This is a genomic window from Bradyrhizobium roseum (assembly GCF_030413175.1).
In the GTDB taxonomy this organism is placed as follows: domain Bacteria; phylum Pseudomonadota; class Alphaproteobacteria; order Rhizobiales; family Xanthobacteraceae; genus Bradyrhizobium; species Bradyrhizobium roseum.
Genome location: NZ_CP129212.1, coordinates 6,382,018 through 6,404,204, shown reverse-complemented (window position 1 = coordinate 6,404,204; position 22,187 = coordinate 6,382,018). Strand labels below are relative to the sequence as shown.

General features: G+C 63.5%; 19 protein-coding genes. 11 read left to right on the top strand and 8 right to left on the bottom strand.

The genetic code is table 11. The annotated features are described in order from the left end of the window. Positions 1 to 203 precede the first annotated feature (203 nt). Positions 204 to 1,166, top strand: a complete 963-nt coding sequence (locus QUH67_RS30325; protein WP_300943161.1) for an alpha/beta fold hydrolase — start codon at positions 204 to 206, stop codon at positions 1,164 to 1,166. 57 nt (positions 1,167 to 1,223) lie between these two features. On the opposite strand, the gene cycA is transcribed toward QUH67_RS30325, so the two are convergent. Continuing rightward, positions 1,224 to 1,616 (bottom strand): cytochrome c-550 CycA, encoded by a 393-nt coding sequence (gene cycA, locus QUH67_RS30320; RefSeq protein WP_300943160.1) that lies wholly within the window; start codon positions 1,614 to 1,616, stop codon positions 1,224 to 1,226. A gap of 228 nt (positions 1,617 to 1,844) precedes the next feature. Here cycA and QUH67_RS30315 point away from each other — a divergent pair, with 228 nt between their 5' ends. The 6 genes from QUH67_RS30315 to QUH67_RS30290 all read left to right on the top strand — a co-directional run bounded on the left by QUH67_RS30315 (position 1,845) and on the right by QUH67_RS30290 (position 9,241). Beyond that, entirely contained in the window at positions 1,845 to 3,338 is a 1,494-nt protein-coding gene (locus QUH67_RS30315; RefSeq protein ID WP_300943159.1) for an FAD-linked oxidase C-terminal domain-containing protein, read from the top strand. 7 nt (positions 3,339 to 3,345) lie between these two features. Further along, complete coding sequence (locus tag QUH67_RS30310) at positions 3,346 to 4,524, top strand: hypothetical protein (protein ID WP_300943158.1); 1,179 nt, start codon at positions 3,346 to 3,348, stop codon at positions 4,522 to 4,524. Between the two features lie 60 nt (positions 4,525 to 4,584). After that, positions 4,585 to 5,823, top strand: coding sequence for an FAD-binding protein (locus tag QUH67_RS30305; protein ID WP_300943157.1), 1,239 nt, complete (start codon positions 4,585 to 4,587; stop codon positions 5,821 to 5,823). Beyond that, complete coding sequence (gene glcF, locus QUH67_RS30300; RefSeq protein ID WP_300943156.1) at positions 5,820 to 7,145, top strand: glycolate oxidase subunit GlcF; 1,326 nt, start codon at positions 5,820 to 5,822, stop codon at positions 7,143 to 7,145. The genes QUH67_RS30305 and glcF overlap by 4 nt, the downstream gene beginning before the upstream one ends. Before the next feature lie 116 nt (positions 7,146 to 7,261). Beyond that, positions 7,262 to 7,732: a histone gene (locus QUH67_RS30295; RefSeq protein ID WP_407080368.1), complete on the top strand. Its 471-nt coding sequence runs from the start codon at positions 7,262 to 7,264 to the stop codon at positions 7,730 to 7,732. 498 nt (positions 7,733 to 8,230) lie between these two features. Further along, entirely contained in the window at positions 8,231 to 9,241 is a 1,011-nt protein-coding gene (locus QUH67_RS30290) for a TorF family putative porin (protein ID WP_300943155.1), read from the top strand. Between the two features lie 158 nt (positions 9,242 to 9,399). On the opposite strand, the gene QUH67_RS30285 is transcribed toward QUH67_RS30290, so the two are convergent. Both QUH67_RS30285 and QUH67_RS30280 read right to left on the bottom strand, forming a co-directional pair. Continuing rightward, entirely contained in the window at positions 9,400 to 11,145 is a 1,746-nt protein-coding gene (locus QUH67_RS30285) for an ABC transporter ATP-binding protein/permease (RefSeq protein ID WP_300943154.1), read from the bottom strand. 489 nt (positions 11,146 to 11,634) lie between these two features. Beyond that, a complete protein-coding gene (locus QUH67_RS30280; protein WP_300943153.1) occupies positions 11,635 to 13,089 on the bottom strand; it encodes an acetamidase/formamidase family protein in 1,455 nt (484 codons plus the stop codon). A 203-nt stretch (positions 13,090 to 13,292) separates the two neighbouring features. On the opposite strand from QUH67_RS30280, the gene QUH67_RS30275 reads away from it, so the two are divergent. Both QUH67_RS30275 and QUH67_RS30270 read left to right on the top strand, forming a co-directional pair. After that, entirely contained in the window at positions 13,293 to 13,709 is a 417-nt protein-coding gene (locus QUH67_RS30275; protein WP_407080367.1) for an META domain-containing protein, read from the top strand. A gap of 74 nt (positions 13,710 to 13,783) precedes the next feature. Next, positions 13,784 to 14,833 (top strand): malate/lactate/ureidoglycolate dehydrogenase, encoded by a 1,050-nt coding sequence (locus QUH67_RS30270; RefSeq protein ID WP_300943152.1) that lies wholly within the window; start codon positions 13,784 to 13,786, stop codon positions 14,831 to 14,833. 33 nt (positions 14,834 to 14,866) lie between these two features. Here QUH67_RS30270 and QUH67_RS30265 read toward each other — a convergent pair whose 3' ends face one another. The 4 genes from QUH67_RS30265 to QUH67_RS30250 all read right to left on the bottom strand — a co-directional run bounded on the left by QUH67_RS30265 (position 14,867) and on the right by QUH67_RS30250 (position 19,163). After that, complete coding sequence (locus tag QUH67_RS30265) at positions 14,867 to 15,532, bottom strand: hypothetical protein (RefSeq protein ID WP_300943151.1); 666 nt, start codon at positions 15,530 to 15,532, stop codon at positions 14,867 to 14,869. Between the two features lie 152 nt (positions 15,533 to 15,684). Continuing rightward, a complete protein-coding gene (locus QUH67_RS30260) occupies positions 15,685 to 16,884 on the bottom strand; it encodes a hypothetical protein (RefSeq protein WP_300943150.1) in 1,200 nt (399 codons plus the stop codon). 119 nt (positions 16,885 to 17,003) lie between these two features. Next, positions 17,004 to 18,650 carry a chaperonin GroEL gene (gene groL, locus QUH67_RS30255; protein WP_300943149.1) on the bottom strand — a complete coding sequence of 549 codons (1,647 nt, stop codon included), beginning with the start codon at positions 18,648 to 18,650 and terminating at the stop codon, positions 17,004 to 17,006. Between the two features lie 216 nt (positions 18,651 to 18,866). Then, entirely contained in the window at positions 18,867 to 19,163 is a 297-nt protein-coding gene (locus tag QUH67_RS30250) for a co-chaperone GroES (protein ID WP_300943148.1), read from the bottom strand. Between the two features lie 360 nt (positions 19,164 to 19,523). Between QUH67_RS30250 and QUH67_RS30245 the strand changes: the two genes are divergently transcribed. Then, positions 19,524 to 20,039, top strand: coding sequence for a hypothetical protein (locus QUH67_RS30245; RefSeq protein WP_300943147.1), 516 nt, complete (start codon positions 19,524 to 19,526; stop codon positions 20,037 to 20,039). 231 nt (positions 20,040 to 20,270) lie between these two features. On the opposite strand, the gene QUH67_RS30240 is transcribed toward QUH67_RS30245, so the two are convergent. Beyond that, entirely contained in the window at positions 20,271 to 21,065 is a 795-nt protein-coding gene (locus QUH67_RS30240) for a protein phosphatase CheZ (RefSeq protein WP_300943146.1), read from the bottom strand. Between the two features lie 304 nt (positions 21,066 to 21,369). Here QUH67_RS30240 and QUH67_RS30235 point away from each other — a divergent pair, with 304 nt between their 5' ends. Next, positions 21,370 to 22,170 (top strand): L,D-transpeptidase, encoded by an 801-nt coding sequence (locus QUH67_RS30235; RefSeq protein ID WP_300943145.1) that lies wholly within the window; start codon positions 21,370 to 21,372, stop codon positions 22,168 to 22,170. Positions 22,171 to 22,187: the final 17 nt, after the last annotated feature.

The following is a 22,187-nucleotide window of genomic DNA, read 5'->3' as shown; positions in this document are numbered from 1 at the left end:
ACCGGGTGTGTCGCAGGCGCCCGACTACTTGGCCATGAGGCGCGCGCAGAAATGGCGAAAGTGTCAGCGCCACTGTATAAAGTTGCTGATGACGTCATGATGACCCCGCTATCCACAGATTTCAGGTCCTGTGGACAACGTCCGAAACCGGCACCGGTCCGGCCCGTAACTCGCTGGTGCAGAAAATTGGCCGGGAATCGTCGATGTTGGTGGTGATTTTCGTGGCGGCGTTGGCGGTGCTGGCGCTGGTCACGCGAGCCGGCGTCTTCCTTAGCGAGCGGGACCATCCCGCCCGGGGCACCATGGTCGAGGTGGCGGGCGGCACCCTCCATATTCTCGACATCGGCCCGCGCGAGGCGGCCGGTCCGCCGATCGTGATGATCCACGGCGCAAGCTCCAATCTCGAGGTGATGCGGCAGCCGGTCGGCGAGCGGCTGGCCCGCAGGCACCGCGTGATCCTGATCGACCGTCCCGGGCATGGCTGGAGCACCCGCGCCCGTACGGAGGACTCGACCCCCGAGATTCAGGCCCGCATGATCGAAGAGGGGCTGGGCAAGCTCGGCGTCCGCAGCGCGATCTTCGTGGTGCACTCCTGGGCCGGCGCACTGGGGGGACGCATCGCGCTGGACTACCCGGCTTCCGTGGCCGGCCTGGTGATGCTGGCGCCGGTGGCCTACCCATGGCCCGGCGGTGTCGGGAGCTACAACCGGCTGATCGCCACCCCGGTGATCGGCCCGCTATTGGCCCATACCATCACGCTGCCGCTTGGCCTCCTGCTGGCAGAGCCGGGCGCGCGGAGCGTATTCCAACCCCAGCCGATGCCGGACGGCTTCGTCAAAAACACCGCCACGCCCCTGTTGCTGCGACCACGCGAATTCATCGCCAATGCGCACGACCTGATGACGCTGAAGGCGGCGGTCGCCGCGCAGGCGTCGCGCTATGCCGAGATCCAGGCGCCGGTTACGATCATCACCGGCGCTGTCGACAAGACGGTATCGACCAACATCCACTCGCGCCCGTTCGCGGCTGCCGCGCCGAACGTCAAACTGATCGTGCTGCCTGATGTCGGCCACATGGTTCAGTATGCCGTTCCCGATCGCGTCGTTGCCGAGGTCGAGATGATGATCTCGGTGCTGGCGCCAGGCGCAGAAGCGGCGGCGCATTGAGGCGGTTGGCCGCTCACATCGCCCCCCTGCCCGTGCAGGGCAGGGTGAACGCGGTCCTCACTTTTGCTTGCCGTCCTTGTCGAACGAGGCAACATAGGCCCAGAGATTGTTGGCCTCGTTCTCGTTCTTGATGCCGGCGAACACCATCTTGGTACCGGGAATCTTTGCCTTTGGGTCCTTGATGTATTCGAGGAATACGTCCTTGCCCCAGGTGATGCCGGAATTCTTGTTGGCATCTGAATAATTGTAGCCCTCGACAGTGCCGGACTTGCGGCCGTCCAGCCCGTTCAGCGCAGGGCCGACCTTGTTCTTGGCGCCTTCGCCAATCGCGTGGCAGGCTAGGCATTTGTTGAATGACGTCTTGCCGGCGGCGACGTCCTGCGCCAGCGCGCCGGATGTTGCGGTCAACGAGGCGGCGACAACCAGCGTGCTCAAAATCGATATTTTCATGCGGTGCTCTTCGTTTCTTCCCGGGTCACAGAGGCAGGTTCTTGTGGCAGGCCTGTTTCAACAGGACAAGCCACGAAACCTTGACAGGTTTCACTATCGCAAACTTGTCCCAGAGAGAACTGATCGGCCGGGCCGTGGCAATCCGACCTTTGGACGGCCTACCCAAAGCGCGGCAGACGTGCTTGATTTGCCACCACAAATCGTTATTCGCGGGCCTGGAGGATACGCATGGCCATCATGATGCCGGCTGCCGATCAGGCGGTTCTGGATCGCCGGGACGCCATCGTCGCGGCGCTTCGCGCGATCGTGCCGGGCGAGGGCGTGATCGACAGCGCCGCCGAGATGCTGCCCTACGAGTCCGATGGCCTGATGGCCTACCGGCAGCCGCCGATGGTCGTCGTGCTGCCCGATACCACCGAACAGGTCTCGAAAGTTCTGAAATATTGCGGCGAGCAGGGCATCAAGGTGGTGCCGCGCGGCTCCGGAACTTCGCTCTCGGGCGGCGCGCTGCCGCTGGCCGACGGCGTGCTGCTGGGCCTGGGCAAGTTCAAGCGCATCCGCGAGATCGATTTCGACAACCGCGTGGTGGTGACCGAACCCGGCGTCACCAACCTCGCGATCAGCCAGGCCGTGGCCCATGCCGGCTTCTACTACGCGCCCGACCCGTCGTCGCAGATCGCCTGCTCGATCGGCGGCAATGTCGCGGAAAATTCTGGCGGGGTGCATTGCCTGAAATACGGCATGACCACCAACAACGTGCTGGGCTGCGAGATCGTGCTGATGTCCGGCGAGATCCTGCGCATCGGCGGCAAGACCGCGGAGAATTCTGGCTATGACCTGATGGGGATCATCACCGGCTCGGAGGGGTTGCTCGGCGTCATCACCGAGATCACGGTGCGGATCCTGCAGAAGCCCGAGACCGCCCGCGCTCTGATGGTCGGTTTTGCCGAGGTCGAGGCGGCCGGCGAATGCGTGGCGCGGATCATCGGCGCCGGCATCATCCCCGGCGGCATGGAGATGATGGACAAGCCCGCGATCCACGCCGCCGAGGCGTTCGTGCACGCCGGCTACCCGCTCGACGTCGAGGCCCTTCTGATCATCGAACTCGATGGCCCCGCCGTCGAGGTCGACGAACTGATCAAGCGCGTCGAGGCGATCGCGCAAGCCTGCGGCTCGACCACCTGCCAGATTTCGACGTCGGAGGCCGAACGCAATTTGTTCTGGGCCGGCCGCAAGGCGGCATTCCCGGCAGTCGGCCGCATCTCGCCGGACTATCTCTGCATGGACGGCACCATTCCGCGCGGCGCGCTGCCCAAGGCCCTGGCGCGCATCCGCGACCTCTCGGTGAAATACGACCTGCGCTGCGCCAACGTGTTCCACGCCGGCGACGGCAATCTGCATCCCTTGATCCTCTACGACGCCAACAAGCCGGGCGAGATCGAGCGGGCGGAAGCCTTCGGCGCCGACATCTTGCGCGCCTGCGTCGAGTTCGGCGGCGTGCTGACCGGCGAGCATGGCGTCGGCATCGAGAAGCGCGACCTGATGCCGGAGATGTTTTCGGAGATCGACCTCAACCAGCAGCAGCGGCTGAAATGTGCTTTTGACTCGCAGGGCCTGCTCAACCCCGGAAAAGTGTTTCCGACGCTGCACCGTTGTGCCGAACTCGGCCGCATGCATGTGCATGCCGGCAGGCTGGCGTTTCCGGACATTCCGCGGTTCTAGCGGCGCCATGAGCGAGTTCAGCGTCAGCTATCATATTCGTCTCGCCGAAGGCATCGATGCGCAGAAGCTGCTGCGTCAGGCCAAAGTCGCGGGCATTGTCTTCGGACCGGCGAATGGATGGCTGACCTTCGTTCCCTATGCTGGTCTGGCCGCGTACCAGAGTGCCGGTGAAGCGCGTTTCGCGGATTATCTCGCGACGCTGACCGGCCTTCCGGTCCTGTATTACTGCCACGCCGAAGATCACGGCTGGAGCTTCGCACTCGCAGGTAAGGAGCGCCCCCTGGTCCAATTCGCATGCTGGTGGGACCCGCAGCCGGCTGTCGAACGCGACCAGTTCGATCCGCTCGCGCTGGCTCCTTTTATCGCAACGGAGGCGCTCGAACCGCTCCTCCGTCCGTTCAACAACGAGGAGGCAGTGCGTGTGCGACCAGCCGTTCGGTTCGGTGAGTTGCTCGGACTTCCCGAGTACCAATGGCTATCCCCCGATCTGGCGCAGGATCACACGCAAGACCTTCTCGGCAGGGGCGGTCGGAAGCTCGGAGCCAAGCCGGCCAGCGCAGCAGTGCGGTTCCAGCTTCCTCCAAATCGGAAGATCGCCTTCCCGGAGCCTGCTCCTACCGCGCGCGAGGCCCTGAACCTCATCGCCCCGTTCATGGCGCACTTCAAGCCGCCTTGGAGCCTGACGAGGGTGACGACCTGGGGCTTCGATGTGCCCGAAGGTCGCGGCGTTTGGAAAGTTTGGTGGCGCTACGGTGACAGCGGTGACACGGTGACGGCAGTCCTCGCGAACGATGGCCGATTGCTGTTCGATGCAGATTCCGTACCGTCTTACGCGACGGACAGGATGGCGAGAGCAATTCATTTGCCCGAAAAGTGGCTCGACAGTCCGGACATCACGTCGATCATGGCAGACTTGCCCATTCCCGACGGATTTGACGGAGGGCGCATGGGAGCCATGGCTCTCAGATCATTGAATGACCATCCGCACCTCTGGGAGGTTTTGGTCGCTGGCAACAGGGGCAAGATCGGATCGTCCTCCTTCTGGGCCGTTTATGTCGATGCCGTCTCGGGAGAAGTCCTCGCTGAGGTTCACACCCGGAAGGTCAACGATCAGGAGTCAGTTCGACAGCGCGTGCGGAATGGAGATTGGACTGACGTGGATGCGTCCAGCCAATCGACAGCTTGAGGCAGGGCGCCCGATGCTACAGATTTGCTTTCCGCTTTAAACTTGGATACCGGCTCAGTCGTGGATACGCTTAAGGTTAGAGACGCCAAAGACGTCGAAGAGGTGGTGCGCGCGGCGATCGCCGGCGACCAGCCGCTGGAAATCATCGGCCATGGCACCAAGCGGCAGATCGGCCATCCGATGGCGACCAATGCGGTGCTCGACCTCTCAGGCCTGAACGCCGTCTCCGCCTACGAGCCGAACGAGCTGATCATCACCGTGCAATCAGGCGCGCCGCTTTCAGACGTGCAGTCGCTGATCGATTCCAAGAATCAGCAATTCGCCTTCGAGCCGATGGATACGTCCGTGCTGCTCGGCGCGTCCGGCAGCGGCACGATCGGCGGCATGATCGGGGCGGGGCTTGCCGGCCCGCGCCGGATCAAGGCCGGCGGCGCGCGGGACCATCTGCTCGGTGCGCATGCGGTGTCGGGATTTGGCGACAGTTTCAAGACCGGGGGCAGGGTGGTGAAAAACGTCACCGGCTACGATCTCTGCAAGCTGCTGGCAGGGTCGTGGGGCACGCTGGCGGTCATGACCGAGGTGACGCTGAAGGTGATGCCGAAGCCGGAGAGCGAGCGGTCGCTGATGCTTGCCGGGCTCGACGACGTCACTGCGGGTCGGGCGATGACCGCAGCCCTCGGGTCGCCCTACGACGTATCCGGCGCGGCGCACCTGCCGGCTTCGGTGTTCGGGTCCTCAACCGGCGTGCTGGCGGGCCTGGGGGCTGGCGGACGGGCGTTGACCCTGCTGCGGCTGGAAGGCATCGCGGCGTCGGTGGCGGACCGGGCTGGTTCGCTCAGTAAGGCGCTCGCGGCGTTCGGCGCGGTAGAGATGCTGCAGGATGACGCTTCCGCAGCGGTGTGGGCCGGGATCCGTGACGTCGAGCCGTTCGCCGCCAGCGGCGCGCGCGGGCTGTGGCCGGTTTGGCGGATCGTCTGCCCGCCGGCCTCGGGCGGCGCGCTCGGCCAGGCGCTGGCGCACGGGTCCCAGGGCGACGTGATCTACGATTGGGGCGGCGGGCTGATCTGGGCGGCCGTGCCACCGCGGCCGGACGCGCTGGCCGGCCCGGTACGCCAGCAGGTCGAAGCAGCCGGCGGCCATGCGATGCTGGTGCGTGCGTCCGAAGATATCAGGCGGAACGTCGATGTGTTCCATCCGCAGGCCGCCGGTGTCGCCGCTTTGGGCCAGCGCGTGCGCCACAGTTTCGATCCCAAAATCATCCTCAACCGCGGCCGGATGGTGCGGGTATCAGCGTCATGAAAACAGAATTCTCGCTCGCGCAACTCGCCGATCCCGATATCGCGGAAGCCGACAAGATCCTGCGCGCCTGCGTGCATTGCGGCTTCTGCACCGCGACCTGTCCGACCTATGTGCTGCTCGGCGACGAGCTCGATAGCCCGCGCGGGCGCATCTATCTGATCAAGGAGATGCTGGAAAAGGACAAGCCGCCGACCGCCGACGTCGTCAAGCATATCGACCGCTGCCTGTCCTGCCTCGCCTGCATGACCACCTGTCCGTCGGGCGTGCACTACATGCATCTGGTCGATCAGGCGCGGGTCCGGATCGAGCGCGACTATTCGCGGCCTTTGCCGGAACGGGCGCTGCGCGCGGTGCTGGCCTGGGTGCTGCCGCGGCCAAAACTGTTCCGCGCCAGCATGATCATGGCGCGGCTCGCCCGGCCTTTCGCGGCCCTGCTGCCGACGTCGAATGCGGCGGCCAATCCCGGCCTGCTGCGGCGGATCAAGGCGATGCTGGCGCTGGCGCCGAAGGCTCTGCCGGCGCCGGGGCCTGCAGCCGGCAGCGTGTTTCCGGCCATTGACGAGCGGCGCGGGCGGGTCGCGCTGCTGCAGGGCTGCGCCCAGCAGGTGCTGGCGCCGCGCATCAACCAGGCCGCCATCAACCTTTTGACGCGCCACGGCATCGAGGTCGTCCTGGTCAGGGACGAGCAATGCTGCGGCGCGCTCACCCATCACCTCGGGCAGGACGGCGACGCGCTGGCGCGAGCGCGCGCCAACATCACCGTGTGGCAAAAGGAGGCGGACCAGGGCGGCCTCGACGCCATCCTGGTCACCGCATCGGGCTGCGGCACGGTCATCAAGGACTATGGTTTCATGCTGCGCGAGGACCGCGATTTCGCCGGCCCCGCTGCGCGGATTTCCGCGCTGGCAAAGGATATCACCGAATATCTCGCAGGCCTTTCGCTCGTGCCATCGCGCCAGAACGGCGACATCACGGTCGCGTATCACTCGGCATGTTCGCTACAGCACGGCCAGAAAATCACAGGCCTTCCGAAAGAATTGCTTTCCAAGAATGGATTCGTGGTGAAAGATGTGCCCGAGAGCCATTTGTGTTGCGGTTCGGCGGGGACCTACAACATTCTCCAGCCTGACATTGCGAGCAGATTGCGCGATCGGAAGATCGCCAATATTGCGACAGTCAAACCGGACATGATCGCTGCGGGCAATATTGGATGCATGATTCAAATTGCCGGCGGTACATCAGTTCCTGTGGTGCACACGATTGAGCTTCTCGATTGGGCGACAGGAGGTCCAAAGCCTGGATCATTCCGAGGAGTGAATTGATCGACGGCCTTAGGGCGCGATCCGGAGCGTCGGCCCGTATGTGATGGCGCGATCGGCATCCGGTTTGCTTGGGACAGACAAGAAGCGTTTGTCCCGATATCGCGCCCGGACAAGGGATGGAGCGGGAGGGCACTTCGAAGAAGTGCCGCCCCGGTCTGGCCCACGGACTATTCGGAGCGCTCGACGGATACGGACAGCCGCAACAGGAGGACCAGATGGCGAAGAAGAGTAAGAAGGGCAAGAAGGCTAAAAAGGCCAAGAAGGCCGTAGTGGCGAAAAAGAAGAAGTCCGCCAAGAAGGCGCCGAAAAAGGCCGCCAAGAAATCGGCGAAGAAGGTTGCGAAAAAGAGCGCAAAGAAATCAGCCAAGAAGGCCGCAAAGAAGTCAAAGGCAGCCGCGCCGAAAAAGGCTGCAAAGAAGAGTCCGGCAAGGAAAAAGAGGGCGGCTCCAAAGTCGGCCAAGGCGGAGCCCGCCATGGCGGCGCCCGTGCGAGAGCCGGAGCCCGCACCGGCACCGAGTTGGGCTACCCCGGAACCGTCGGCTCCGTCTTGGGGCTCAGGTTCATCCAACGGCGGCGACCACAACTAAGCATGATCCGGAAAAGCGGAAACCGGTTTTCCGAAAGGATCGTGCTCAGCCAACGAGTTTGGATCATGATGCGACGCCGTCAAATCGCATCATGATCCAAACGGTCGCCTGACCGAACAACGTTTCAGAGAAGGCCGCGGCTTCCAGCGCTGCGGCCTTTTTCGTGCGCGGCCTGCACCGTGTTTTGACGGGAATGGTGATTCGCGACAGGTGGCCCGCAGGCTGGCACACGCTCTCCGCGCATCCTCCTTCTTCTGGTACCTTGCGCCGGAGCCCACGCCCTCAAATTTGTTGTGAGAATGCAACACACGCGCAGAACATGTAGCGAAAACGTCAGAACGCCTAAAAAGGCGGCACATGCTTGCCTTTTTTGCTTCACGACCGCGGCACCACAGACCACTGTGTGACCACGTTAAGACATTTGGCCGCAGTCGGTTGTTTGGTTGCCTTGGGGGCGTCGGAACCGGACTGTCAATGTAGGGTGGAATGGGGATTGTCATGAAGAAACTGGTTTTGTTAGCAACGGCGCTGGCAATGGTATCGGGCTCTGCTGTCGCCGCGGACATGCGCGTGAAGGCCGTCAAGGCCCCGCCGCCGCCGGCCTTCGATCCCTGGGATATCGCCTTCGGCGCAGGTATTACCAACGACTACATTTTCCGCGGCATTACCCAGTCCAACCACAAGCCGTCGGTGAACGCCTATTTCGAGCCGCGCCTTAACCTCACCAAGGACTTCCAGCTCTATGTCGGTCTCGGTGCAGCGAGCATCTCGTTCCCGAACCGCGCCGCAGCTGAAGTCGACGTCTACGGCGGCGCCCGCTTAACGGTCGGCCAGTTCGCCTTCGACGTCGGCGCCTGGGGCTACATCTATCCGGGTGGAACCTGCCAATACGGCGCAGCCAACGCATTCAATGGCGGCACGACGGATGCCGCCGGCGTTCCGCTTAGCGGCGAATGTCTGCAGAACGCGCTGGTGAACGCCAACGTTCTGAAAAAGGACGTCAGCTTCTTCGAAGTCTACGGCAAGGTGAATTACACCTTCAACGACAACTTCTCGATGGGCGGCAACGTCTATTATACGCCGAGCTTCCTCAACAGCGGCGCCGAAGGCACCTACGCCTCGATCACCGGCAAGGCGATTGCGCCGAGCACCTGGTTCGGCGCCAGCGGCATCGGCATGTACGTTTCGGGTGAATTCGGCCGTCAGTGGCTGGGCACTTCGGACTCGTTCTACGGCGTCGCCGCATTCCCGAACGGCATCAACTACGCCGACTACAACACCTGGAACATCGGCATCGGCTTCACCTACAAGGTGTTCACGCTGGACATCCGCTACTCCGACACCGACCTGTCGCAGGGTAATTGTAACGCCTTCACCAGCGACTTCACCGCAACGTTCAACGGCAGCTTCACGCCGATCAATCCGACCGGCGTTGGTTCGAAGTGGTGCGGCGCCGCTGGTATCGTCAAGCTGTCGGCTGACCTGACCGCGATGACCAACCTCAAGTAAGCTCCATCTTTCCAAGACGAAGGGGCGGCAGAGCAATCTGCCGCCCCTTTTGTTTTGGATCTCGTCGAGCCGGCCGGTGCGGTGCTGTTGACCGCGCTTCGCTGTTTCTGGTGCGCGCGGTGCAGCGCCGGATCGCGCTGCGCCCCCATGCAAGCGGACTACGGCTTGGACGGCTCGCCGGCGTCCCCGAGTGTGAATCGCTCGCCATCGCGCACCAGGCTGACATTGCGCTGATGGAAGGCGTCCAGCGTCGAGCGGTGGCCGATCGAAACGATCGTGGTTTGCGGCAACGTCTCCTCGAGCAGCCGATACAGTGCCGCCTCCGAAGGCTCGTCGAGCGAGGCGGTGGCCTCGTCGAGGAACAGGTAGTGCGGCGCATGCAACAACGCGCGTGCAAGCCCGAGGCGCTGCTGCTCGCCGAGCGACAGCGTCCGGTTCCAGTGCCCGTGCTCGCCGATCTGCGCCGCGAGCCTGGGCAGTCCGACCTGCTCCAGGGCGCTGCTGATCTGCAGGTCGGTGAAGCTGCCTTCCGTGGAGGGATATTCCACCGCCCCGCGCAGCGATCCGGTGGGGAAATACGGCCGCTGCGGCAGCAACATCAATGTCGCCCCCGCAGGAATGGTGATCGAGCCCGCCCCGAACGGCCAGATGCCGGCAATGGCGCGGAACAGCGTCGATTTGCCGGAGCCCGAGGGGCCCGTCATCAGCGTGCGCTCGCCCTTGCGCAGACTGAACTGCTCGGCGTTGACCAGCGGCGTGCCGTTCGGCAGTCGCAGCGCCAGTCCCTTGAGATCGATCGCGCCGTGGCCCGCCGCCTCGACGACACGAATCCCGTCGCGGCCGGTGGCAAGCTCGCGCGCCGATGCGATCCCGACCTCGAATCCGTCGAGGCGGCTGACCACCGCTTGCCACTCCGCGAACGAGCGATAAATGGTGATGAAGACAGAGAGTGCGCCCTGCACGCTTGAGAACGCAGAGGCCGTCTGCATGACGGCGCCGAGCTGGATCTTGTTCGCGAAATAGGCCGGCGCCACCAGGATATAAGGAAAGATCACCGAAGCCTGATTATAGCTGGCCGTGAACGCCGTCAGTTTCTTGGTCCGGCTCATGATGGCGAGCCAGTTTTCCACCACGCGTCCGAAGCGTACCAGCAGGCGCTCGCGCTCGGCGGTCTCGCCGCGCAGCAGCGCGATCTGTTCGGAATTTTCCCGCACCCGCACCAGGTTGAAGCGGAAATCCGCTTCATATTGCTGCTGCCTGAAATCGATCCCGACCAGCCGCCAGCCGATCAGATGGGTCAGGATCGTGCCGAGCACCGAATAGATCAGAGCGATCCACACGAGATAGCCGGGAATGAAATATTCCTGACCGAACAGCTGCAATGGCGCGGCGTTCGAAAGCCCCCAGAGGATGCCGACAAAGGACGCCAGCGTCACGATCGAGCTCAGCAACTGAAGGCCGATGTTGAGCGTGCGATCGACGAACAGTTTCACGTCATCGGTCATGCGCTGGTCGGGATTGTCGGCGGCATCGCCCTGAAGCTGCATCCGGTAATGATTGGCCTGATGCAGCCACTCACCGAGATATTGTTTGGTCATCCATTGCCGCCAGCGAATCTGCAGCCATTGATTGAGATAGAGCTGATAGACCGCCAGCGCGATGAAGGTCGCGGCCAGCACGCTGAAAAAGATGATCTCGGTTACGAAGCTGTCCCAGTTGCGATCCTGCAGCGCGTTGTAAAAACGGCTATTCCAGAAATTGAACATGACGTTGAGGCCGACGATCGCAAGCTCGATGGCGATGACCGCCGCCAGCAGGCCGCGGCCAGCCCATTTGTCCTCGGAGCTGAAATAGGGGGCGGCGATGCGCCATACGGTGGCGAGCGTCGAACGGGTATTATTCACAGATCAGCGTCTCCGGAAATGGGCCTCAAGAACCTGAGAAAGCGGGGGAATTTGGCTCTACGACCAAGGTTATCGGAAGAATGGCATGCGGCGGCCTGTCGCAGGTGCCGGTGAGACCCTAGCATGGCTGTAACGGCAAGGGGCGGCCACCATCGAACTTCGCAAGTTTGTGAGTGTCGGCCGGATTAATCCAGGCCAGCGTCGGCTTGCAAGGTCGCTGCTGCAAGCCTCTGGCCGCTCGCGGATCGCCAACACCGCGCCCGTCACCTATGGCGCACGGGGCACGCCGATCCAGGAGCGGGCATGCTGATCGCGGCGATCATCTCCGGATTCTGATGGGCTTCTCACCTTTCGGTACGCGATCGGGCTGGCCTGCCTCGCCGGCTGGTGTCTATCGGCTCAGGTCCTGAAATAACGCCGCGATTGAAACGATCCGCCGACGATCCCCGCGGCCCGCGCCGCGGAGATTCTTCGTATGCGCGGATTCGGTCAGGCCTCGCCGCCGGCGAATATATCCTTCTTGATGACGGCATGGACGCCCCAGTTTCCATCGACCACCTGGGTGATGCCGAAATCAACGCCGACCGTAATCAACGAAATCGCCTCATCTTCGGTCAGCTTCTTGGTCGTCATCAGGAATTTGCGCATTTTGCGAAACGCGTCGCGCAAGGCGAGGTCAACCGACGATTTCGAGTAGATCTCCGACTGCGCCTTGTCTCCCAATTCGGTGAGATAATTGGCGAAGCTGAAGCCGTGCACCAGCCACTCATCCCTGGTTTCCAGCATCGGATAGTCGAGGGCTTCGAGGGCCGTGCCGACGAGATCGGCCTTCTTGTGCAGGATGATCTGGAAAGTGCCGTTCAGCGAGCTCTCGATGGCCGTGCCGCACAGCTCGGAGTCTCCCTGCGAAGCGTGTGGATCGCCAACGGAAAGCAGGGCGCCTTCGACGGCCACCGGATAATACATCGTGGCGCCCTTGCCGATGCGCCAATTGTCGATGTTGCCGCCGGTATAGCTGGGCGGGATCGAGTCGACGATATCAGCTTCCTTTGGCGCCAGGCCGATGACGCCGAAATGCGGACGTATCGGAATGCGCACATTTTTCAGAATGCCGTGGTTCTCCTTGATCGTGGTGTGATCGACGGGAACGCCGGGATAGTCGATGGTCTTGTGCACCACGCCCGAAGGATCGGTTTGCGGGGTCCATTGGTAATTGTACACGGCCTTCGCCCAGTTGCGTTCGCCTGTCGCGTCGACCTCGTAGATCGTGATCACCTCGCGCGGCTTGGGCTCGGTCAGCAAGTCCTTGTAGTGGAAACCCCACCATGCCGCTGCGTTGCTGCCGAAGGTCTTGCCGCGATACTGCGGATTGGCGCATGGCCGGGGCGTGACGTCGATGATGCGCAACTCGATCACGTCACCCTCCTGGGCGCCGCGGACGTAGACGGGGCCGGTGCAGATGTGCACGCCAAGGCCCTCGCCGGCACCGCGCCCGAACAGCGAGGCATCCATCGGTCCGGCGCCACGACGGTTGACCCCCTTCTTCTCCTTGGTCCACAGGAACACGCTTTCGGCGCCGGGATCACCCTTCACCATGCGCTCGGCGTCGTCGTTGGCGTGATGGGTCAATGCCTCAATGGTGATGAAGTCGCCGGAATCGATTTCGACCTGCGGTTTGAGTTTCTTGCTGAAATAGCCCCAATGCACCGTCTCGGCATTCGCAGGCAAATGATGATAGGAGCGCTTGGCTGGCTGGTTCTTTTCGGCGGCCGCCGCCATCTGCGGCGTCACCAGGGAAATGCCGCCCGCCGTCATCGCTGCGACGCCCCCGGCCGCGGCGAAGCCGGATCGCAGGAACGATCGGCGTTCCCGATCAAGCGTGTCCTTGAAGTTGCGGTGGTGTAATTCGAAGTCCGGACAGTTCTTGTCGTCACCTGCACACATGCTGTCACTCCCCGATATGAAACGCTTCAGGCGCACGCTCCGATCCCACCTCGGTTATTCGCAGCTGTCAAAGCGTTGCTGCGGCACGACGTGAATGAAAAATAGCTTCCTTGCCTATAGATTCAGCCTTGCGCCCTAGCCAATCACGCCATTGTCCAATAGAACGGCGCGCGGCGCGGTGGGTCTGGTATCCGAGAGGTCGCATGGTTTCGTTCGCATATATGTCCCGGGCAGGCGTCGCTTCGCTCCTGTTGATCGCCAGCGCCGCGTCGTTGAACCCGGCGCGCGCCGAGGACGGCTTTCCGTTCGAAACCCAGATGCAGCTCGATGTGAACCGCATGCCCGGATCGAAGCGGATTCCCAATCTGGACATCGGCGAGGCTGGCGAGGTGGTGATCGAACTCTGGTGCAAGGGCGGCAAGGGTCAGTTTTCGGTGGCGGGCAACACCGTGATCTTCGTCGCCGGTGCGATGGAGAACCGGTCCTGTCCGCCGGACCGCGCGCAAGCCGATGACGAACTGATCGCAGCGCTGACCGCCGTCGCAACCTGGAAGCGGCAGGATGATCTGGTTACGTTCATGGGCCCGAAGACGCTGCGGTTTCGCATCAATACCAACTGACAGGCGTGGCATCGCAGGCGACCGGCGTTCGGCGTGATGCGTTGTACAATCAAGCGCCGCGATGGGGAGAAAACATGATCATCGACCACACCAGATTGCGTGCGTTTGCCAACCGCATCGTCGCGGCGGGCGGCAGTTCACCGGATGAGGCGGCGTTCGTTGCCGATCATCTCGTCGAGGCCAATCTGCGCGGCCATGACAGCCACGGCGTCGGGATGCTGGTCGCGTATGTGCGCGACTTCGAGGCCGGCACGCTGAAGGCGAACCAGACCCCGGAGATCGTCTCCGACACCGGCACGATCTCGGTCTGGGACGCGCGGGCCGGCTATGGCCAGGTGATCGCGCATCAGGCGGTGGAGTGGGCGGTCAAGGCCGCGAAGCAACATGGCGTCGCGGTGAACGGGCTGCGCAATGCGCACCACATCGGCCGCGTCGGCGCCTATGGCGAGGTTGCCGCCCGCGCCGGCATGGTCGCGCTGCACTTCGTCAACGTGGCCTCAGGCGCGCCCGGCGTGGCGCCGTTTCGCGGGCGGGAAGGGCGGTTCCTGACCAATCCGGTCTGCATCGCCATCCCCGGCACGTCGAGCAATGAGCCGATCCTGCTGGATTTTGCGACCAGCCGCGTCGCACTCGGCAAGGTGAGGGTCGCGCACAACGCCGGCAAGCCGATGATGGAGGGGGCCTTGCTCGACCATGCGGGGCAAGCCACGACGAATCCGTCGGTGATGTACACCGAGCCGCGCGGCGTCGTGCTGCCGTTCGGCGAACACAAGGGCTCAGGGCTCGCGCTGGTTTGCGAATTGCTGGCCGGCGCCATCGTGGGCTCGCCAAGCGTGACGACGAGCTCGCCGCCCGATCGCGGCATCATCAACGGCATGCTGAGCATTGTCATCGATCCTGCGCGGCTTTCCGCGCGCGACAGCATGATGAGCGAGATCGATGCCATGATCGCGTGGGTGAAGTCGGCCAAGCCGTCCGATCCGGAACTGCCGGTGCTGGTGGCGGGCGAGCCAGAGCGCATTGCGCGGGCCGAGCGGCTCGTGAACGGCATCGAGATCGACAAGGAAACCTGGAGCCAGCTGTCGGCGATCGCCGAGCGCTACCAGATCGCGCTCGATCGCTGAGGCTGCCGCGATCGGCCGGCGATGCGCACGCCGTTACGGCGTGGCGATCAATCCGTTGGCGGTGGCGATGACCCAGCGGCTGCCCCAGCGCACGATGGATTCCACGCGTCCGACGCCGGGAATGGTGTCGCCGCGTGCGGCCATCCGAATGCCGTCGGGACCTTCCAATACGGCGGTGCCGTCCCGGACATCGACCACCGTCCAGCCGGGAATCGTCGCAGGTTTGGTTTCCGGTGCTGCCACGGAGGGCTGCCGCATCGCTATAATGGGGGCAGGCCCGTTGGCCTGCAACGCCGGGCGCGCGGCCGGCAAAAGCACGGGAGGCTTGGGAATGCTGCCGACAATGGCAGGGTCCGCCGCCGATGCGGCCTTCCGGACGGCTTCGATCTTGCCGGTTGACCGTGCTTCGACGACGTGCGGCGCAGGCGCTTCTTTCAACGCAAGCTCTAGCAGACGTAGTTCACTGGCGAATTGCGGCCAGTTCAGGCCGCCGGCCCATCCCAGGCCAAAGCTCGCCAAGATCATTGCCGTGATCAGCACCGCGGCGCGCGCCCGCTCGGCAAAGGGCTCGCGTACCACCAATACCGCGTCGCGATCGGACTTGAGGAAGTTCCACGGACTTGAAAGCTGCTGCGACCGGTGATGGTCAACCACGTTGCCCGACCAGATTTCAAAGGTGCTTGGCTCGCGGTGTTGCATGCTGTGACCCAGATTTGAGAGAACTGATGATGTCTCTCTAAGCTGAATCGAATCTTAACAATCGGAGCCTGCACACCGATCATTGCACATTGGTCCGCAATGCCCTGCGATATCAACCCCATCCATGGTCGACGCGATCAGTTACCGCCGGATCACTTCCACACGCTCTTGTCGGCATCCCAGCGCTGGCCCTTGAATTCCTTCGCCAGCGCTTCGACCGAACCATTGTCGTCCTTTGGCTCGCCGCCTTCTTCGTCGCCGGTCGGTTCTTCCGACAGGTTCAGCTTGGCGCCGGTGCCTTCATCCACGGTCGTGATCGCAGGGCTGGAGATCCACAGCATCAGACGGTCGGTCGCGCCCGGTTTGTCGGGCGAGACCAACGCGGTGACCTCGACGTTTTCGGTAAGCGCGAGCGGGGGATAGACCGGGCTCGGCCGCTTGAAGGCCAATGTCAGTTTTCCTGTATTGGCGTCCCAGTCGGCGCCGGCCGCCTTGGCGGCAAGCGTCCTGGCCAGCACGCCCGATACCGCCGATACGATCTTTTCCCGGTTGATCTTGTCGCCGTCGCGCCATTCGGCCGCAGCAAAGCGGATGGTGCGGTCCATCTCGAAGCTGCCGCTGGTCCATCCCGCCGCGACCACGCCCGGCATCGACTTGGCCTTCGCGATCAGCGCGGCCGTGCGCTCCGGATCGGCGGTGAGGTTGATGGTCTGTTCGCCGGCGCGCAGCGCATCGCAGGAGATCGACAGGCTCGACAGCCCGATCTCGACGGCCTCGCCCTTCAGGCTCTTGAGAAAGTCGAGCGCGGCGTCGAGCTTGACCCGTACGCCGAACGCCTCCGGCGAAACATCGGTAAAATCCTTCGGTGCCGGGGTGATGCCGTCGTCGCTGGTCTGGTTGTCCAGAAACTCCTTCTCGCTGAGATCGGAATTGTCGGTCGAGGCCACCTCGGTGACGCTTTGGCCGATGGTGATCTGGCCGCGGAACTCGAACGTATCTCCGGTCGGCTTGCGCAACAGCTTGACGGTGACCGGCAGCTTGTCGCCGACGCTCTGCGCGGTGCCGGTCAGGTTCTGGCCGCTGACGGTGAGGTTGGCGACGAAGCGGTCCTTGCGGTCGGAACCTTTTGCAACGGGATAGCAGACGTCGAGGGTGGCCGCGGTGACGGTCTTGCCCTGGCGGGTTTCCTTCAGCACGACGTCGGCATTGCCGCCCATCAGGCCGTCGATCGCGGTGAAATAGCGGTTCTCGACCGCGCCGGGCGCCGTCTTGGCGGGGAGTTTCATCTGGGCGACAGCGAGGTGAGGCGTGGCCGTCGCCAGGCCGAGCAGCAGAAGGAAGCGCGCGCGCATGTGAAATTCCCGGGATGCAGTGAAAGCGGTGACGTCGTATCAGTAAACGCCGATGTCTTCAGCCAAAAAGAAGGCCGCCCGGAGGCGGCCTTCGATCGGTTTGCTTGGGAACGCGGGGCTCAGAAGCCCATGCCGCCCATTCCTCCCATGCCGCCACCACCGCCGGGCATTGCCGGCGCCGGCTCCTTCGGCAGCTCGGCGACCATGGCTTCGGTGGTCACCAGCAGGCCTGCGACCGACGAGGCGTCCTGCAGGGCGGTACGCACCACCTTGGCCGGGTCGATGATGCCCTTCTCGACCATGTCGACATATTGCTCGGTCTGGGCGTCGAAGCCGAAGGTCTCGGACTTGTTCTCGAGGATCTTGCCGACAACGATCGAGCCTTCGACACCGGCGTTTTCCGAGATCTGGCGAACCGGGGCTTCCAGTGCCTTCAGCACGATGTTGATGCCGGCCTGGACGTCGGAGTTGTCGTTGTGGATGCGGCCGACGGCCTTCTTGGCGCGCAGCAGCGCCACGCCGCCGCCCGGCACGATGCCTTCCTGCACGGCCGCGCGGGTCGCGTTGAGGGCGTCCTCGACACGGTCCTTCTTTTCCTTGACCTCGATCTCGGTCGCGCCGCCGACGCGGATCACCGCGACGCCGCCGGCGAGCTTGGCCAGACGTTCCTGCAGTTTCTCGCGGTCGTAGTCCGAGGTGGTTTCCTCGATCTGCGCCTTGATCTGGCCGACCCGGGCTTCGATGTCCTTCTTCTTGCCCGCGCCCTTGACGATGGTGGTGTTCTCCTTGTCGATCACCACCTTGCCCGCGCGTCCCAGCATGTTGACGGTGACGCTCTCGAGCTTCATGCCGAGCTCATCGGAGATCAGCTGACCGCCGGTCAGGATCGCGATGTCCTCCAGCATCGCCTTGCGGCGATCGCCGAAGCCCGGCGCCTTGACGGCGGCGACCTTGAGGCCGCCGCGCAGGCGGTTGACCACCAGCGTCGCCAGCGCCTCGCCCTCGACGTCCTCGGCGATGATCAGCAGCGGACGGCCGGACTGCACCACGGCTTCCAGCACCGGCAGCATCGCCTGCAGGCCGGACAGCTTCTTCTCGTGCAGCAGCACGTAGACGTCTTCGAGTTCGGCCGTCATCTTCTCGGCGTTGGTGATGAAGTAGGGGCTGAGATAGCCGCGGTCGAACTTCATGCCTTCGACGATGTCGACTTCGGTTTCGAGAGACTTGTTCTCCTCGACCGTGATCACGCCTTCATTGCCGACCTTCTGCATCGCCTGCGCGATCATCTTGCCGATGGCGGCGTCGCCGTTGGCCGAGATGGTGCCGACCTGGGCGACTTCCGAGGAAGCCGCGACCGGCTTGGCGCGCTTTTCGATGTCCTTGATGACGGCGTGCACGGCGATGTCGATGCCGCGCTTGAGGTCCATCGGGTTCATGCCGGCGGCGACCGCCTTGGCGCCTTCGCGCACGATCGCCTGCGCCAGCACGGTGGCGGTGGTGGTGCCGTCGCCCGCGGTGTCGTTGGTCTTGGAGGCGACTTCGCGCAGCATCTGCGCGCCCATGTTCTCGAACTTGTCTTCGAGTTCGATTTCCTTGGCGACGGTGACGCCGTCCTTGGTGATGCGGGGTGCGCCGAAGCTCTTCTCGATCACGACGTTGCGGCCCTTCGGGCCGAGCGTCACCTTCACCGCGTTGGCGAGGATGTCGACGCCGCGCAGCATGCGATCGCGGGCGTCTCCGGAAAATTTAACGTCTTTGGCAGCCATGTGGGGTTACTCCTGGATTGGATGGGATGGATCGCGGTCGTCGCCGGCTCTTCTTCCCCTCTCCCCTTGTGGGAGAGGGTGGACGCGATGCGAAGCATCGTGGACGGGTGAGGGGTTCTCTCCGCGACGCCGCAAGCGCGGTGAGATACCCCTCATCCGGCGCGCGTTGCGCGCCACCTTCTCCCACAAGGGGAGAAGGAAGGAAGCGAGCGTGGCTCAGCTCAGCACGCCCATGATGTCGCTCTCCTTCATGATCAGGAGTTCCTCGCCGTCGAGCTTGACCTCGGTGCCCGACCATTTGCCGAACAGCACGCGGTCGCCGACCTTGATGTCGATCGGAATCAGCTTGCCGGCCTCGTCGCGGCCGCCTGGGCCCACGGCGGTGACTTCGCCCTGTGACGGCTTTTCCTTGGCGCTATCGGGAATAATGATGCCGCCCTTGGTCTTCTCCTCGGCATCGATGCGCTTCACAACGACGCGGTCGTGCAGCGGACGGAATTTGGACTTGGACATGACGTCTCCTCTTGAAGTTCCGTGGGAAGGCGTGGTTCAGCTCGGTGCCATCGGAAATGGCTGATATTGGCGTGTATTCGACGCCGTCCCAGGCGGGACAGCGGGCCCCTTAGCAATCACTGCGTTTGAGTGCTAAACGTGGGGCCGGGGAATATGGCTTGGCGCCGATCCTGTCAAGCAAACAAGGGGGTTAAGGCCTTGGTGAGGCCAATATAGGATGGTGGTTCGGAAACCAAATCGGCGCAGCGGCGTAATTTTGAGGGACGTCGTTGCTCCGGCAGGCTTTTTGCGCTTGGTTGCGCGGCGGCTGCTTGACGGGAGCGGCCAGGGATTTGCCAGCGAATTGCTCGGGGGAATGCGATGATCAGCTCACGTAATGCGCGTACGGTTGCCAATTGGGCTGCCGCGTCGGCGCTCACGGTTTTGCTGGCCGCGTGTGGTGGAGGCATGAGCCTGGGTCCGATGTCGGGTTCGCCGACTCCAGTCGAACCTGCTGAAGCTCCGGAGATGCCTGCGACCATCCGCCCCGACGAGATCGTCGGCCGCTGGGGCCTCGCCTCTTTCCAAAATCCCAACGACCGCGCCCGCACCGAAGCCGCGGCGCGCGGCCAGTGCAAGCAGCCCTACGTGATCGGCGCCGGCCAATCCGGCGGCGTGGTCATGCATCTGGCCGACCAGGCCACCCCGCAAGAACTTCGCCTCAAGGGTTCGCCAAGCGGCAAGAATTACATCGGCCCGGCCGGCCCGACGCCTGGCGAGCAGGACCGCGAGATCATCTCGTTCGATGGCCGCGTGCTGATCACCCGCTTTATCGACAAGGATGCTGCGGTCCGCTATGGCAACATGGTCTATGTCCGCTGCGCCCCGCGGGCTTAAAAGCGGGGGCACCCCGCGCGCGTCATGCCCGCCAGCGGGCCTCGCCTTCGGCGCGCCCGATGACAGGCTTCGGCGGGTATCCAGTACGCCGTGGCTTCTCGCCCGAATCCTGACGTCCATGGAATACGGGATCATCAGCTTTCGCGGATGATGACAGCGGAGAATGGCTCACCAAACAAAAACGCCGGCATCGCTGCCGGCGTCTTGTGTATTCGCTGTTAACCAGTCCGATCAATCGAACAGGGCGTCGATGTCGTTCTGCGAGGCGTGACCGACGTCGCCGTCGAGCTTCGGGCCATTGAGCAGCTTGGCGTCGCCTTCGCGGGTATCCACGATCGGCGGTGCGTGGGCCTTGATGGCGTCGACGCCGCCCCAGATTTCCATCATCTCGATGATGTGCTTTTCGATGAACTTCATCGTGTTCATCACCTTGCTGATACGCTGGCCCGTCAGGTCCTGGAAGTTGCAGGCCTCGAAGATCGCGACGACCTTTTCCTGGATATCCTCGCTGAGCAGCTTCTGCTGGTCGGGCGAGATGTTCTTGGACAGCGCGGTGGCGGCCTGGTCGATCGCCTCGACGGCCTCGAGAATCTGTTGCGTGGCCTGTTCGGTGCCGCCGACGACGGCGCCGAGTTCGCCGTTGACCTTGGCCATTTCCTCGCCGTCGAAGCTGGTGCCGTGCAGGGTGGCGATTTCGCGCTTCGTGCGGTTGATGGCGTCATGAATCAGGTCGAGCTCGACTTTGAGCTTCTCGCATTGCTCGATCTGGGCCCGATAGGTTTCCAGCAGCGCCTGGGCGTCGGCGACCTCGCGGTTGACCTCCGCAGCCACCGTCGCGACCGTGGCGTCGCCCCCGGCGGTACCGCCGGCGTGTCCGAAGCCGGCCATCTGGGCGCGGATCGCGCGCAACTCGGCCATGATCTCACGATGCATCGGGCCGATCTCTCCGCCCTCGGCAGGCATGACGATTGGCGCGTCGCCCAAGAGGGCCTGTTCGATACGAAAACGCTTGCGACTGACGGACATGAGCTTTTCCCACCCTTGCAATCCGGGTGTTGTAAACCAGCGTCATTTAACGCGAGGTTCACGCGGGAACGTGTCGAGGCGCCGCCGCGCCCCCCGGCGCCTACCATTGATTAACCATGAGGCTCCGCGTTCACGCAAAATAAACGCTACCGGCCAAATCCGGGGGCGCTTGCCGGAATGGTGAATCGAAACGGCCGATCCGTTTACCAAACCGATCAGGTTTTGATTTGTATTGATCGCACGCAGCGGCGTCCGTCGCGCCGCGGCCGCGAACCCGCAGTGACGAACAGTACAGAGTACGTCGATGTCCGGAAAAATCTATTTTGCGCTCCTTGCGAGCGCGTCGTGTATTTGCTTTGCCAGTCAGGCCAGCGCGATCGACGCTGCACCTGCATCCCAACCCACCGTAATCTATGCCAGGGAACCGGTGCCGCCGGCGCCGGTGCGGATGGCCTCGGCCGAACGCTCCAACATGGGCGGCGGCTTCATCGAGTTCCTGTTCGGCGATGCGCCGCAGGGCAATCGCTATCAGCGCGATCAGGCCTACCAGCCGCAGCCCGATTACGGCTATGGCGGACGGCGCATGCTGCTGCCGCCGATGGACCCGCAGCAGTCGATGCGCCGGGAGGAGGAAGAGATCGATCCCGCGCAGCAACGGCTCGATCCGAAATACGAAAAGCAGGTGGTCGAGTATCACGGCAAGGAAAGCCCCGGCACTATCGTGATCGATACCCCGAACAAGTTCCTGTTCCTGGTGCAGGGCGACGGCAAGGCGTTGCGTTACGGCGTCGGTGTCGGCCGCCCCGGCTTCACCTGGTCGGGTGTCAAGACGGTGTCTGCCAAGAAGGAATGGCCGGCCTGGACCCCGCCGCCGGAAATGCTGCTGCGTCGCCCCGATCTGCCGCGGCACATGGAGGGCGGCCCGCAAAATCCGCTCGGCGCGCGCGCGATGTATCTGGGCTCGTCGCTCTATCGCATCCACGGCTCCAACGAGCCGTGGACCATCGGCACCAACGTGTCGTCCGGCTGCATCCGGATGCGCAATGAAGATGTCATCGATCTCTACGGCCGCGTGAATGTCGGCGCCAGGGTGGTCGTAATCTGAGCCGCAGGACGACTGGA